At 69.2% G+C, this 13,261-nt stretch carries 20 protein-coding genes and 1 pseudogene; 18 read left to right on the top strand and 3 right to left on the bottom strand.

What is annotated here, in order from left to right:
* The 12 genes from OHA34_RS07735 (at position 1) to OHA34_RS07680 (ending at position 7,552) form a co-directional block, all read left to right on the top strand.
* Positions 1-1,233, top strand: a complete 1,233-nt coding sequence (locus OHA34_RS07735) for a Gp37-like protein (RefSeq protein ID WP_329521153.1) — start codon at positions 1-3, stop codon at positions 1,231-1,233.
* Positions 1,234-1,243: 10 nt separating this feature from the next.
* A complete protein-coding gene (locus OHA34_RS07730; RefSeq protein ID WP_329521152.1) occupies positions 1,244-2,161 on the top strand; it encodes a hypothetical protein in 918 nt (305 codons plus the stop codon).
* 33 nt (positions 2,162-2,194) lie between these two features.
* Complete coding sequence (locus OHA34_RS07725; RefSeq protein ID WP_329521151.1) at positions 2,195-2,824, top strand: hypothetical protein; 630 nt, start codon at positions 2,195-2,197, stop codon at positions 2,822-2,824.
* Positions 2,809-2,949, top strand: a complete 141-nt coding sequence (locus tag OHA34_RS07720; protein ID WP_329521150.1) for a hypothetical protein — start codon at positions 2,809-2,811, stop codon at positions 2,947-2,949. The genes OHA34_RS07725 and OHA34_RS07720 overlap by 16 nt, the downstream gene beginning before the upstream one ends.
* 24 nt (positions 2,950-2,973) lie before the next feature.
* Entirely contained in the window at positions 2,974-3,360 is a 387-nt protein-coding gene (locus tag OHA34_RS07715) for a phage tail fiber protein (RefSeq protein WP_329521149.1), read from the top strand.
* Positions 3,360-4,268 (top strand): hypothetical protein, encoded by a 909-nt coding sequence (locus tag OHA34_RS07710; RefSeq protein ID WP_329521148.1) that lies wholly within the window; start codon positions 3,360-3,362, stop codon positions 4,266-4,268. The genes OHA34_RS07715 and OHA34_RS07710 overlap by 1 nt, the downstream gene beginning before the upstream one ends.
* A gap of 3 nt (positions 4,269-4,271) precedes the next feature.
* A complete protein-coding gene (locus tag OHA34_RS07705; protein ID WP_329521147.1) occupies positions 4,272-5,465 on the top strand; it encodes a hypothetical protein in 1,194 nt (397 codons plus the stop codon).
* Positions 5,466-5,736: 271 nt separating this feature from the next.
* Positions 5,737-5,991, top strand: coding sequence for a hypothetical protein (locus OHA34_RS07700; RefSeq protein ID WP_329521146.1), 255 nt, complete (start codon positions 5,737-5,739; stop codon positions 5,989-5,991).
* Entirely contained in the window at positions 5,988-6,128 is a 141-nt protein-coding gene (locus OHA34_RS07695) for a hypothetical protein (protein ID WP_329521145.1), read from the top strand. The genes OHA34_RS07700 and OHA34_RS07695 overlap by 4 nt, the downstream gene beginning before the upstream one ends.
* 1 nt (position 6,129) lies before the next feature.
* Positions 6,130-6,861: a C40 family peptidase gene (locus OHA34_RS07690; RefSeq protein WP_329521144.1), complete on the top strand. Its 732-nt coding sequence runs from the start codon at positions 6,130-6,132 to the stop codon at positions 6,859-6,861.
* Positions 6,862-6,916: 55 nt separating this feature from the next.
* Positions 6,917-7,141 carry a hypothetical protein gene (locus OHA34_RS07685; protein ID WP_329521143.1) on the top strand — a complete coding sequence of 75 codons (225 nt, stop codon included), beginning with the start codon at positions 6,917-6,919 and terminating at the stop codon, positions 7,139-7,141.
* 57 nt (positions 7,142-7,198) lie between these two features.
* Complete coding sequence (locus tag OHA34_RS07680; protein ID WP_329521142.1) at positions 7,199-7,552, top strand: hypothetical protein; 354 nt, start codon at positions 7,199-7,201, stop codon at positions 7,550-7,552.
* A 437-nt stretch (positions 7,553-7,989) separates the two neighbouring features.
* Here the strand turns inward: OHA34_RS07680 and OHA34_RS07675 are convergent, their stop codons facing one another.
* A complete protein-coding gene (locus OHA34_RS07675) occupies positions 7,990-8,364 on the bottom strand; it encodes a hypothetical protein (protein WP_329521141.1) in 375 nt (124 codons plus the stop codon).
* A gap of 218 nt (positions 8,365-8,582) precedes the next feature.
* Positions 8,583-8,969 carry an ATP-binding protein gene (locus OHA34_RS07670; protein WP_329521140.1) on the bottom strand — a complete coding sequence of 129 codons (387 nt, stop codon included), beginning with the start codon at positions 8,967-8,969 and terminating at the stop codon, positions 8,583-8,585.
* Positions 8,970-9,156: 187 nt separating this feature from the next.
* On the opposite strand from OHA34_RS07670, the gene OHA34_RS07665 reads away from it, so the two are divergent.
* Together OHA34_RS07665 and OHA34_RS07660 are read left to right on the top strand one after the other, a co-directional pair.
* Positions 9,157-9,999, top strand: coding sequence for a helix-turn-helix domain-containing protein (locus OHA34_RS07665; protein ID WP_329521139.1), 843 nt, complete (start codon positions 9,157-9,159; stop codon positions 9,997-9,999).
* Between the two features lie 17 nt (positions 10,000-10,016).
* The gene (locus OHA34_RS07660; RefSeq protein WP_329521138.1) at positions 10,017-10,214 is read left to right on the top strand and encodes a DUF397 domain-containing protein; all 198 of its coding nucleotides are present in this window, start codon (positions 10,017-10,019) and stop codon (positions 10,212-10,214) included.
* Positions 10,215-10,438: 224 nt separating this feature from the next.
* Here the strand turns inward: OHA34_RS07660 and OHA34_RS07655 are convergent, their stop codons facing one another.
* Positions 10,439-10,711 (bottom strand): hypothetical protein, encoded by a 273-nt coding sequence (locus OHA34_RS07655; RefSeq protein ID WP_329521137.1) that lies wholly within the window; start codon positions 10,709-10,711, stop codon positions 10,439-10,441.
* 363 nt (positions 10,712-11,074) lie between these two features.
* Here OHA34_RS07655 and OHA34_RS07650 point away from each other — a divergent pair.
* From OHA34_RS07650 to OHA34_RS07635, 4 genes and pseudogenes are all read left to right on the top strand, one after another.
* Positions 11,075-11,260 (top strand): annotated as a pseudogene (locus tag OHA34_RS07650) (helix-turn-helix domain-containing protein); the annotation flags it as partial.
* 57 nt (positions 11,261-11,317) lie between these two features.
* Entirely contained in the window at positions 11,318-12,259 is a 942-nt protein-coding gene (locus OHA34_RS07645; RefSeq protein WP_329522493.1) for an XRE family transcriptional regulator, read from the top strand.
* 81 nt (positions 12,260-12,340) lie between these two features.
* Positions 12,341-12,838, top strand: a complete 498-nt coding sequence (locus OHA34_RS07640) for a hypothetical protein (protein ID WP_329521136.1) — start codon at positions 12,341-12,343, stop codon at positions 12,836-12,838.
* A gap of 196 nt (positions 12,839-13,034) precedes the next feature.
* On the top strand, positions 13,035-13,238 hold the full coding sequence (locus OHA34_RS07635) for a hypothetical protein (RefSeq protein WP_329521135.1): 204 nt from the start codon (positions 13,035-13,037) through the stop codon (positions 13,236-13,238).
* Positions 13,239-13,261: the final 23 nt, after the last annotated feature.

The following is a 13,261-nucleotide window of genomic DNA, read 5'->3' as shown; positions in this document are numbered from 1 at the left end:
ATGGCGGTCCTCCTCGAAGCGCTCGACCTGTCCACGCTGAAGCGTGGCCGGCCGATCACCTTCGACAAGATCGACGTGACCCTGTCCTATGACGAGGTTGGCGCTGTGGTCGTGGACTTGCCCGCCATCGACCGCAACTGGGAACTCATCTCCCTCGACGGCGACGGGAACCTGACGCCGTTCGGGCTGGTGCTGGGCTGGGACGGCGTCTACGAGGTCCCACTGCTGATCGAGGACTGGGGCTTCAAACGGTCGCTGACCGACGGCCGGATCGTGGAGAGCCTCACCCTGACCGGCGCGGACTTTCTGTCGCTGCTGGCGAACCGGATCGCCTACCGGACACCCGGGTCCGCGTGGACTGCCCAGACCGCGGGGTCCACCACGTATGGCCCGAACCCGGCCGAGACCGTTATCAAGACCATCGTCGCCGCGAACCTCGTGACCGCAGGCGACACCGCCCGACGGGTGCCGCTCCTCACCGTCGCGACCGACCAGGAGAGGGGAGGGTCCGCGACCTACAAGGTCGTGCACCCGGCCCCTGACGCCACGACCGGCACCGAAACCGCCACCATCTCTCAGTCCTTGATGGACATGGTGCGGGCTGTGGACGAGCAGGCGCCGATGGGCGTGCGGATCACCCTCGGCGACGGCGAGCTCGTCTTCGACTGCTTCGAGCCACGTGATCTCAGCGAGTCCGCGGTGTTCAGCGCGACGCTCGGGAACCTGCCCGAGGCCGGTCTGACCGTCGCAGCGCCGTCGGGGAACGCGATCCTGGTCCAGAGCAAGGTGACCGGCGCGACGTTCACACAGACGAACGGCTCCGGAGCCTCCAGCGCGTGGCGGCGCGTCGAGCAGTTCGTCGACCAGTCCTCCACCGATACCGCGGCCGACGTCACGACCGCCGCGAACCAGGCGATAGCGGCCGGGGCAGGCAAGGTCAACATCGCGGTGACCGTCACTGATCTGCCGCGGCTGCGGTTCGGTGACGACGCCGACGACGTTCAGGGATACAGGGTCGGCGACATCGTCACCCTCGACATCCGCGACGGGGTGACCTACAGCGACATCGTCTCCAAGGTCCAACTCGTCGCCGACGCGACGGGCGACACCTACACCGAGACCGTCACTCCCACCATCGGCACCACCACCGATGACGCCGCCGACCAGACCATCAACTCCAAGCTGTCCGCGCGTTTGCGGCAGCTTGAGCGTGCGCTGCGCGGCAGCGTGTAGGAGGTGACCGGTGGCGCTCAACGCCGCATTCCCGACCGCCCATTCCCAGCTCGAGACGATGACGGAATGGGAGGCGCTGTTCCGCGGCATGTCCGCGTCGGGCGTCGTCGCCGGCGTCGGCAACGAGCTCGTTCCATCGTTGAACTCCGGTGGCCGTACCGCGGTGCTGGGGACGGGCGCCGCCCAGATCCGCGGATTCCACGTGGAGGGCACGTCGTCGACGGCTACAGCGATCCCGGTGGCGTCCGGCCAGAACCGCATCGATCGGCTGGTGCTGCGCTTGGACCGCGAGGCGTCCACCGCGCAGGACTGGATCAAGGCGGTGGTGGTGCCGGGCACCCCGGCGGGCAGCCCGCAGCCGCCGGCATTGACGCAGACCGACAGCGGCCTGTTCGATATCCCGGTCGCCCGCTGGATGAGCGCGAGCAGCGGTGCATTGTCGGGGCTCGTCGATGAGCGCATCTTCGCCGAGGGGCAGACGATGTCGTTCTCGTCGACGGACCGCCCGCCAGCGGGTGTCCGCCGCGTCGGTATCGAGCGCGACACCGGCCGGCTCGTGTACGCCAACGGGTCCGCGTGGGTCACCGCCGTCGACGACTCGTCCTGGGTCGCATGCTCAGCCGTCGGTAACTGGGTGGGGCAGGCATCCAACCCGCTGATGGTCCGGAAGATCAACAACGTGGTGACGTTCCGCGGCGCCGTGAACCGCGCCGTCACACCCCACCCCGCGTCAGACTCCGACAGCCCCGTCGCCGCCATCCCGGCCGGCTACCGGCCACCCGCCGACTGGCACTACTCCGGCTGGCTGTACCCGGCGCCCGGCCAGGTCCGCATCAAGCCCGACGGCACCGTCAGCCTCCTCTCCCATCCGCAGACCATCGCGGTGGGCGGCGCCCTGCAGCTGTCCACCACGTTCATGGTCGCGTGACCAGCTACCCGCAACTGCACCAGGAGGTGGAGTGTGGCCAGATCCCGGTTCGGGTCGGTCGCTGACTACGTCGTCGCGCCCGGCGACGAGGTCACCGTCGGAGACATCACCGGCTACGCCACGCTGTTGGTGCCCTCCACAGTGGTGACGTTCTGGTCGGCGCCATCAGAAGGATCGCAGTACACCGACCTGCTGGACCTGACCAGCGCGGCGATCGGATCGGTCACCACCGACGCCACCGGTGCGATCCCGCAGTTCTTCGGCCCCGAGGGCGTCACGCTCCTGTACGCCGACGCCGGCGGAACCCGGCGCGCGATCACCCCCGTTGATCTCGGCGCTGGCCTCGCCGCGAACACCTCGGCGATCTCCGCGATCCAGGGCACCGTGGCCGCGCTCGCCCCCGTAGCGACATCGGGCTCCTACACGGACCTGACCGAGACACCTGCGCTCGCCGCGGTCGCGACGTCGGGCTCGTACACGGATCTGACCGACGCTCCCGCGCCCGGGCTGCAGTACGTCGTCAAAGTCGGCGGCTCATGGCCAGCACGCTCGGCCTCAGCCCCGGACTTGGGCCGCCCGGCGGTGTGGATGGGGCCGGCGCCCGCGCCGTCCTACGGTGGTGCGTACGCCCTCGACGGTGACGCCTGGTGGCCCACGCCGTGATCGTGTACCGGCTGATCTCCGGTCTGTGGCAGGCCGTCGGCCGCACGCCTGTCACCCCGCCTCCGCCGCCCTCTACCGGCGGATATGGCCTCAGCCCCTACGGCACCAGCCCCTACGGGCAGTGACTCTCATTTCGACCTGGAGGTCCCATGGGCGCGCTGAACGCCGCCGCCGCGAACGAGCTGCTCGACCACGTCAACCTCGTCGGGTCCTACACCCCCACGAGCCCACTAAAGTGCCGCCTGATGACCGCCAACGGCTCGGCGACCGCAGCCGGGACTGAGGTAACCGGCGGCTCGTATGCGCCGCAGACGATCGCGTTCGCCGCGGCGTCCGGCGGCCAGGCCGCATCGTCGGGCGCGCTGACCTTCAGCGGGGTGCCCGCCGTGACGGTCGCGGGGATCGAGATCTGGGACTCGGCCGGGACGCCGGTCCGGCTGTGGTGGGGTGCGCTGGACACGCCCCGGACGACGAGCAGCGGCGCCGCGATGAACTTCGCCGACGGATCGATCATCGTCAGCTTCCCGACGGCCTGATGACGCCCGTCGCACAGACCGGCGCGGGCAACGTCACCACGCAGACGGCCACGACCGGCGCGACCGTCACGGTCAACAAGCCGGCGAATGTGGTTGACGGGGACCTGCTCGTCGCGGTCCTGAACCATGCCAACGGTTCCGGCACATGGTCGACCGTCCCGTCTGGCTGGACGTCGGGCACGACCTTTAACACAGGCCGGACCGGCGGCGTCTGGTACAAGGCGATCCCGTCAGCCGCGGCTGAGCCGGCCACCTCGTACACGTGGGCAGCGACCGGCGCCGGGTCGGGGCGTCTCGGAGGCTTGGTCCTCAGGGTGACCGGTGCGGACCTGGCGGCCCCGTGGGACGCCGCCGGGACGTGGACGGCGGCGCTCGGCGCGACGGCCGTCACCGCGGCGCGGTCCGACTGCCTACTGCTCGGCGCATGGTGGTCCTACATTGCGAGCTCGCCGAACACGGTCAGCCCACCCGGCTCCATGAGCACCGTCGGAAGCTGGTCGGTGTCGCCGGGGTCGTCCACCACGCACACCCTGGCGGCCGAGACGCTGACGGCGTCGGGCTCGGCCGGCGCGCGCACCGCGAACGCGACGCCGGCCGGGTCGTCCGCGCTCAGTGTGCTGTTCACGATCGCGGCACCGATCACCGGAAGCGCCACCCTCGCCCAGGGCAGCGCCCTCGCCGCAGACGGCATGGCCAGCCACGACGGCGCAGCAACCCTGCCCCAGCCCTCGGAGCTGGCGGCCGACGGGCAGATCGTCGGCGACGACCAGCACGGTTCGGCCACGCTCGCGCAGCGGTCCGCGCTGGTCGTTGCGGAGCCCGGCCAGTCCCGCATCATGTCCGCCGGCGTCTGGCGGCCGTTCACTTCCCGCCGCATGGTCGGCGGCACCTGGATCATCGAGGAGTAGCCCATGCCTGGATTCCCCTACGACCTGGCCGCGCCGATGCCAGCGCAGGGCGCGACCGGGTGGGCGGCGCCCCTGGAGTCCAACCTGGGCGACGTCCGCGACCGCACCCGCGTCCACGAGGCGACCTACGGCGTGCCCCTTGACGCGTTCAGCGGGACCGACGACCAGAAGCTCACGGCAGCGATGGCCTACGCCGCGGCACAGACCAGACCGCCCGCGATCGTCCTGTCCTCTCGCACGCACACCTTCAGCGGCGGGCCCTATCCGTACTACAACGGCATGCGGATCATCGGCAGCCTCGGCACGACGGAGCGCGAGTTCAGCGTGACCGGCCCGCAGTGCGTGGTCACGGTCGGCGGCACCGCCCTGTTCTCGGTGCCGTCCGGCGGGGTGAAGAACATGTACGTGGCCGGGATCCAGTTCCGTGCCGCGTCCGGGAGCGTGCACTTCCAGGAGCCGACGACGAACCTCGACTCCGGCCCGATCATGCAGGACGCCACGTTCGTCGACCTGGCGTGGGTCGGGTTCGCCACCGTCATGCATGCCCGTCACCTGCGCGTCCGCATCGACCGCACCTACGTGAACAACGGCTTCGACAACCAGTTCAAGCTCGCCGGCAGCGACAACTACTACTGGCAGAACGGCGGCTACCTCTCGAGCACCCAACTCGCCGCGTCGAAGTTCTACGTGTGGTTCACCCACATGTCGCGCAGCCAGTTCGGGCCCCTGTACGTCACGCCGGAACGCGCGACCGGCATCCGAATCGACGGCTCGTACGGCGGCCTGGTGTTCTCCGGGACGCTGCTCGACTCCACCGGCCGGACGCTGACGACCGCGTGCCAGGGCGCCGCAATACTGATCACCGGCGGCCGAGGCTACGTGTTCCGTGACCTGTGGTTCTTCAACAACTGCGTCGCCCCGGCGAGTACGGGCCGCAGCCCGCAGGACAAGGGCCAGGTCTATCTGCGCGGCTCGGCGTCGGAGGTGCTGTTCAGCGGCTGCCAGTTCGCCGGCGGGTCCGCACAGACCGTCGTCACACCGTCCGGCACCCCTGCGATCTACGCCGCCACCGGCGTCAGCGGCGTCAAGGTGCTCGCGCCGATCGCACCCGCCGGCGGCAACAAACTCCTGCAACACCAGTCGAGCGGGATCATCAGCAAATCCGCCGCCGACGACTGGACGCTCAGCGTCGCATGACCTGCATCAACGATGGGGACGAGGGGTGATCGGGTGTGGCGTGGACCAGCCTGGATGACGGTCGTGCGAGACCTGGTGTGTCTCGCAGTCGGAGTGTGGGGCGTCATTCACGAGGAGATGTCCGGGAAGGCGGACCTAGGGAGACTCGGGTTCTTCGCGGTCCTGATGGTGGTGCCGGGCGCGCTGGCGACGGTGTGGCTCGCGCAGTCTGGTACCGCATCAGCATTGCCTCCCTCACCCTCGGAGCCCTCGCCCTCGCACTCGCCGTCGAATGGTGGCGGGTGAGCGGCCGGTGAAGCGGGCATACGCGGTCCTGGTCGCGGTTCTGGTGCCTGCCCTGTTCGTTGGCGTCGTCGTCGTGAACGTCGCCTACACCCGTCACCTGCAGGAGCAGAGTGACCGGCGGTGGTGCTCGCTGCTGAAGTCGCTGGACTCGCCCGAGGCTCCGGCGACGACCGCGCGGGGCGTGGTCCTGCAGCAGCAGGTTCGCCAGCTCCGCACAGACCTTGGATGCGAGGACAGATGAACGAGGTTGAGCATATGGGCGACGTCGACCAGGCGCCTGGCGTCGACCAGCCGACGGAGGCCGACGAGGAGCGGGTGCTCCGCGAACTGTTCGGGTCGCCCGACGCTGACGGGGTCTATCGCGGAGAGGGGGCCTGAGATGGGTTCCGCCGCGGGGATGCTCGCCGCCGCCCGCAAGTCGCTGAACATGTCGGGCCGACCGAACGCCATCACCCGGGACTACGCATCCCGGCACGGAAACGCCTTCCTTGATGAGGCGTGGTGCGACATGGGCGTCACCTACTGGGCCCGGCACAGCGACAACGCCGGCGCGGTGCTGCCGGGCGGCGACCGCGCCTACACGGTGTGGCACGCCCAGGACTTCCAGAAGATCAACAGTTGGCACGTCGGCACCACGGCCGAGGTCAACGCCGCCAAGCCCGGCGACATCGTCTTCTTCGACTGGGGCGAGACCAACAAGGTCGGCGCGATCGACCACGTCGGCGTCATCGAGAAGGTGCTCGGCGGCGGGCGGGTGCAGACCATCGAGGCCAACACCTCCAACGCCTGCAAGCGGCGCGTCCGAGGCTCCGACGTCATCGCCGGATACGGCCGACCGAACTACTCCGGCGGCTCGTCCGCCACGGACTGGATGGAGGCCATCGTGAACAAGCTGCCCATGCTCGCCAAGGGCGCGAAGGCGACTAACGAGCACGTCCAGACCGCGCGTGGTCTGCTGCTCGCGCGGAGCCACCCGGAGATCGGAGGGGTGGCGGGGGCATTCGACGCGAGGATGGACACGGCTGTCCGCGCTGTCCAGAAGTGGGGGAAGGTCGAGGTCGACGGGGTCATCGGTCCCGTCACCTGGTCGGTCCTGATGCGCGTGCACTGATCGTCTGTCGGTGCAGGGAGGTAACCTGTCACTTCCCCCACCCTCCCACAGCCGCGTGCAGGCCGAAGGCAGGCCACCCATCACCCTCGACGACGTCATGCTGAGGTTCGCTGCGCTTGCTGATGACGCGCGGCCGGTCAGGCATGTGCGGGGGACTGCGCTCGCTGTCGGGATGGACTGGCTGATCCGCCTTCCCCCTGGCCCGCGCAAGGAACGGGCGCTCATCGCGCTGGCCGCGGCTGCGGATCTGGCGTGCGAGGCGTACGACCTTACGGACTGACCCCCATCAAGTACGTGGCCCGCATCGGCGGGTCCTTTGGCATGCCCGGAGGTATGCATGAAGATTTTCGGCTACGAGCCCGCAGTGATCATTTACGCCGTGAATGCTGCGGTCGCTGCTCTGGTCGCCTGGGGGCTCGACCTGACCGCAGGCCAGGTCGCCGCTGTCACCACCATCGCGACCGCGGTCCTCGCGGGTGTGGTCGCGGTCATGACTCGGCCGGTCGTCGTATCGGCGGTTACGGGCGCCGCGGCGACGGTGCTGACGGCGCTTGCCGCGTTCGGGCTGGACCTGACCGCGGACCAGATCAGCACGTCGGTGACGGCGGGGTCGATCGTGCTGGCGCTGCTGCTGCGGCAGGCGGTGTCGCCGGCCCCGGCGGTGTCCCGGCCGGAGGTGCCGCAGGGCTGACGTACCCTGATCGAAGTCGGCGGGTGGGGAAGCCCGACCGGCGCGGACGCCCCGTCCTCCCGCGCTTCGGCGCGGAGGGCGGGGCGTCTTCGTCGTTGCTCGCGGAGATCAGTCGGCCTGTCTTTCCTATCCATCCAGCAGGAAAGTCAAGAACCCGATACCCGGCCCCAGGGGCGGGCGACCCTAGGTCCATAAAGCAGACTCTCGTCGGCCCCGGCGTTTGGTGACCGAGCCCCAGGCCGGGTGCCGGCCCCGGGGGAAATCGGTACAGCCATTGGCGCTGAGAACGATCACGGGTTCGTGCGCCGGTCCGGACTCACCCAAGCGCCGTGGCGAGCGTAGGTCGTCGCCGAGGTGTTGTATGCACCCACGGCAAGGGGGATGGACAGTCCGTGATGCGGATCTACCCGGGCCCGAGCCTTCGCCTGGCTGACGGTTCAGACAGCGCGCAGTCTAGGGGCGTCAGGCTGCTCCGGCCCGACCTCCGCAACGACCGTGAGGGGAACGAGGGCCTCGACGTCGGCGGTCTCCTCTGCCCGGCGGCTCAGCTTCGACTTAAGGGTGAGCATCCCGCTCTTGACGTGCGGCGTAACCTTCAACGCAGCGGCGGCCCCCAACACGACGCCCGCGCCGAGGATCCCCAGGGCCACCTTGTCCCCGAGGAACAGCTTGGCGTGTCCGACGAGCTTGTTGTCGTCATCCCGCGCCAGCGGGCTCTTTCCGCCCGGAGTGCTCGACTGCGAGAGGTGCGTGCCGGAGGGACGCTGCACCAGCATCAGACCCCAGGTCGAGCCGCCCCAGTTGAAATCCATGACGCCACTGTAGAGGCGACCAGGTACAGCGCGCCCAAGAATGCAGTGCTCTCCGCCTTGTCAGCGGACGGGGACGAGTAGTTAATGACGACTAGTTAATTGAGTCGGGGAGGAGCCCCGACCGGATCCCTGGGTTGGCACACATTGGGATCCGATCGGGGCCGCTCTCGGCCTCCCGGCCCTCGGAGGCGTGGGGACACCTCCAAGCTTGTGCGGGCTTAGATCAGCACCTCGAACACCAGGCGCGTGCCCTGCCGCTCACGAGTCAGCCGCCACGCTTCCGCGAGCGCATCAATAATGAAGAGGCCGCGGCCGTTGTTATCGTCGCGGCTCGTGTTGCTGCCCGGGGGAGGGCCCTGATCGTCGACCTCCACCCGCAGCATCCCCGGGATGGTCGTGACCGTGACGTGCACCGGTACGGACCCGTGGAGCAGCGCGTTAGTGATCGCCTCGCTCGCCATGAGCTCGATGTCGTCGAGGAGCTCAATATCCGCGACGACCTTGGCGGCGTAGGCGCGTACCGCCGCGCGCACGGCCGGTGCCTGGTCTACCGCGGAGAGGGAGAGCGCAAGCGGCGCAGCGGCGAGGTCCATGAGCGTGGTCACGACCCGCCTGCTCTGGAGCGTGTACCTGTCATCGGCTGACCTCCGCTGTTTCACGGTCTGTCGCTTATTGGGCGATATCCGTATGATCCCCATGCGACGTGCATGATTTCAATGGGTGTCGCACGATCATCGTGACCGTATCCGGACAGGCGCCGGTACAGGTGGACCCGGGGAGGATGATGGAGCCATGGCAGTCGTCACCTCACCCACAGTGCGCGCCAGGCGCCTCGCCCTCGAACTCCAGAGGCTCCGTGAGCGCAGCGGCCTCGGCCAGGCAGAGGCCGCCCGCCGGCTGGGCTGGAGCAGGAGCAAACTCTCCCGCATCGAAGACGCAGCCACCCGCCCCGCCGACGATGACGTGCAGGCACTTCTCCAGCTCTACGGCCTGGAGCCCGACCGGCACGACGCGCTCCGGCACCTCAACCAGGACTCCTGGCAACGCGGCTGGTGGACCGCATTCGGCGACGCCTTCACCGGCAACTATCCGATGCTCGAGGACCAGGCGCCAGAGATCTTCGCCTACGAGATCGCGCTGATCCCTGGCCTGCTCCAGACTCCGGACTATGCCCGCACCCTCATCCGGGCTGTCCGGGATGGCGACGAGAAGGACCTCGACCGCCTTGTCGCCGCAAGGATGGCCCGCAAGGCGGTCCTCGAGCGAGTCACGCCGCCCCGACTACATCTCGTGATCAACGAAGCCGCGTTCCACCAGGTCGTGGGCGACGCCTGCGTGATGCGCAAACAGACGAGCGAGGTGTGGAGTCACGCCGTCGAGCGCAGCAACGTGACGATTCAGATCCTGCCCTTCACTGCGAGCCGGCCCTTCGGCCTTGAGAGCTCGTTCACCCTGTTCGCGTTCCCCGAGGACCACGGCCTGGACGTCGGCCACTCTGAGGGACTGCTGGGAGAGTGGTATGCGGAGAGTAGTGGGCAGCTCACGCAGATTAGGGTGGCGTTTGACCACGTGCGCCAGGCTGCACTGTCGCCTGAGGAGTCCATCGCGTGGCTCGCGGCCAGGACACGAGAGTAGTTCCGTTAGGAGATGAGATGCTCACGCGTGCCGTGTGGCGAACTTCCACCTACAGCACAGGTGGCGGCAACAACTGCGTGCAGGTAGCGCAAGTCGGGGGCCGCGCCGTCGGTGTCCGGGACAGCAAGGCGCCGGACGACGGTGCGCTCGTACTGTCGCCAGAGAGCTGGCGAGACCTCGCCGCTCTGGTGAAGGCCGGCCAGCTCGACCTGTAGCAGCACTGCTGTGTAGATGGCCCCGGTGGTGATCGCAACATCGGGGCCACCCAGTCAGGCGTGCTCCCGCGCCGGTGACGCGGTGCGTGTAGTTGACAAGAGACGGTCTGTGACGTGTGTGCAGAATTGCATACACAACCGCCTGTATGTAACCCACAGCGCTAAGTAAAACAAAGTGACCGGATGGCCGGATGGCCGTTGATTAATCCCACTAACCACCTGAGCTACGCCTGCGTGGCCTTCCGCAGTGCGGCCTTCGCCGCCGCCACGTCAACGGTCTCCCACCACGTGTGGCCCTGCATCTGCTCCGTGATCCGGAGCCGCTCCGCCCGCGCCGCCGCGAGCTCGGCCCGCTGCTCCGCGGTGACCTCCGCTACGCCGGTCACAATGTCCGCAGCCCGCGGATGAGACGCCGAGATCTCACCGCAGCGCCGGTCAGCGGCGTAGAAGTCACGCTGAAGCTGGAGGAGGTCATCGGGGAAGTCGAAGTCAGCCACGAACCGCATCCTGTCAGATGCAGCATGCGTGACCTCGCAGCAGGGGCGCCCTCGTAGGCGCCGCTAGAAATCGGTAGTGACAGCGTCTCGTACCGCTTGGTGCGCTGGCCCATATGGGGAACCAAGCCGGCTGAGTACGTTCTCGGATCTCCCGATGTACAAGGGCCTGTCGGGGTCGGTTCCCCAAACGCGGAGACCATCGCCATCCTGAAGACCGCCGGCTGCCTGAACTGACCGCCCCGAACAAACTGGCTCCCGCCCCTCACGTGCGATGAGGCGGCGGGGCGTCGTCGTACCCCTGACGTATTTCGGCCCTGCGCCGTAGCCTTGTGGTGTCGAGTCACTAGGAACGGGGCAGGGCCTATGGAACAAGATGGTACCCCGGACACCGTCGGAACCCGGGTCGCTCGCGCGCGAAAGCGCCGCGGACTCACACAGATCGGGCTGGCGCAGCGGTCCACCTACTCTCGCAGCCACATTGCTCAGGTCGAGGCCGGCCACAAGGTCGCCACTCCCGCGTTCGTCTCCGCCGTCGCCGTCGCGCTCGGCATGGACCCTGCCGCCTTGTACGGGCAGCCCTATCAGGTACAGGGTCAGGACGACCACGTGCACACTGTCATCCCCGAACTCCGCCGCATCCTCGCCTACGTGGACGTGGGGCCCGATCTAGATGGGCCGCCCCGCAGCCTTGACGTCCTCGCCGCCGAGGTCGCAACCGCCCGCCGGTTGGAGACCCAGGCCCAGCTCGGCAAGCTCGCCTCCCGGATCCCAGGCGTCCTGGAAGAGCTGACGTGGTGGGCCTACGACTCTGACTCGGCGACTGCCTGGCGGCTGCTCGCGCTGGCGCACCGCTCCGCCGTCGGCCTCACGCGGCGGCTCGGCTACTCCGGCGACTCCCTCGCCCTGCTGGAGCGTGCCGCCGACGCAGCACGCCGTTCCGGGGATCCGCACCTCCCGCACCTGATGACGCTGTCGCGGGCGCTGCTGCTGATGGCGATGGCACAGTACGCGCCGGCCGGAACGCTCCTGGACCGTGCCGCCGCCGATGTCGACGGCTCCCGGAAGGACGCGCACGAGGTGTCGGGCGCGCTCGCCCTGCGATCGGCGATCGTCGCGAGCCGGGCCGGCGACACTGAGCGGGCCTGGGATCGGTACGGGCGGGCCACCGACCAGATCCGATCCGGTACCGGGACACCCGTGTACGGCCTGGAGTTCACGCCGGGGAACGTGTCGATCCACGGCGCCGCCGTCGCCGCAGAGCTCGGCGAGCTGGACGAGGCGGCCCGGCGAGATCACGCCATCACCGACCGGACGCTGGCCGCGCTGCCGCCTGAGCGGCGGGCCCATCACGAGATCGACATGTCGCGGGTGCACTTGGAGACCGGCGACTATGAGACGGCGCTGGCCCGCCTGGACTCCGCCGACCGCATCGCTGGCCAGATGGTGACGTTCCACCCGACCGCCCGGACCACCGTCGCCCACCTGGTCGACATCCGCCGCACACTGCCGGAGCCGCTGCGCCGTCTGCACTCCCGCATGGCCGTGTAGTCCACTCGGCGGGCCGGCGCAAGGACCCCGGTGTTCCAACCTGGAACATTGGGCCGGCCCGTCGCGGTGAGTATGTGTCTCATGCCACAGAGACATGCGGCCGACGCGGTGGACCTGCCGGAACCTGACGGCCCCGTCCTCCTCGCGACTCTGGCCGAAGCGTTCAAGGGTCAGGGGTTCACCGCCGAGATCAAGAGCGGGCTGCTTCAGGTGGCGGACGGGCCGGACAGCCGGGGCGTCCGGCTCGATTGCCGTCGGCGTGCCGGTGACTGGGACCGGTGGTGGTTCACGTGGGCGGGTGGGATCTGGCTGTGTGAGGCCGACAAGCCGTTCGAGGCCGTGGTCGAGGTCAAGGGCGCGCTGCGGCGGGCTGGGAACCTGGCCGGCCCCGAGGGAGAGCTGACGGCGGCCGAGCTGTGCGCCGAGTTCCCGGGCTGGAACATCACCGAGACCGAGACCGACGACGGCCGCCGGTGGTGGGCCAGCCGCGGGGCGCCGACGAGCAACGTCCTGGACCGCGACTCCGACCTGACGGCCGACAGTCCTGAGGGGCTGCGGTCCAAGCTGCGGAGCTACTGATCGTGGGCGCGGCGGAACCATTCCGGGGAGCAACCCGCCGTGCCCGCTCAATGTCGCACGGCCTGCGCGGGGGTCGTGCGGCCCGATGCCCGGTCGGCGGACTGGGGAATCCGTCCGGCCGGGTGGGGGGATCGCGCGGCCGGTGCTCCACACCCCCGCCCCTGGGGGAGCACCGGCCGCGCTTGGGGAGGCAGAGATGACGGAGTACCGGTTGATCGGCGCTGACGGCGTCTACTTCCTCCGCGACCAGGACGACCGGATCGCCGGGACGCTGCTGCGCGAAGCCGGCGGGTGGTGGCGCGGCGTCGCCCCCGGCGGCCGGGTCCGCCGCCTGTTCGTCCCGCCCGACACCGACGGCGACCACCGACTGATCGCGGCCGAACGGCTGATCGGCCCATGAGACCCCGCGGCCCCGGGTTTGCT

This window comes from Spirillospora sp. NBC_01491, assembly GCF_036227065.1.
Lineage (GTDB): Bacteria > Actinomycetota > Actinomycetes > Streptosporangiales > Streptosporangiaceae > Spirillospora > Spirillospora xylanilytica.
This window is presented reverse-complemented; position numbering and strand designations above follow the sequence as displayed.